The following is a 248-nucleotide window of genomic DNA, read 5'->3' as shown; positions in this document are numbered from 1 at the left end:
GGTTTTACGTCCCAATCTGCGGAATGCGCCGGAGAACACGACACGGTCGTAGTCGATATGGAAGTCGGTACGCAAAGCGTCGGCTCCTTCTTGGGTGGAAGGTGTGACGGTCGGGATGATTTCGCCGTTTTTCGTGCGGAAACGTTGTGTGGAGAGTAGATTTTTCCAATTCATCTGCATGAAATTGCTCCTTGCGGGTTTTCAGACGAGCTGTGTAGGATGGACGGGATATTACTGCATTGCGGGAC

Annotated in this window: 1 pseudogene; it reads right to left on the bottom strand. The window is 52.0% G+C overall.

The features are described from left to right. Positions 1-180, bottom strand: a pseudogene (locus ACTHS3_RS18370) (deoxyguanosinetriphosphate triphosphohydrolase); the annotation flags it as partial. Positions 181-248: the final 68 nt, after the last annotated feature.

Source organism: Neisseria sp. P0009.S007, from assembly GCF_051962515.1.
Note: the sequence above shows the minus strand (reverse complement) of the source record. Positions and strands in the feature narration are given on the sequence as shown.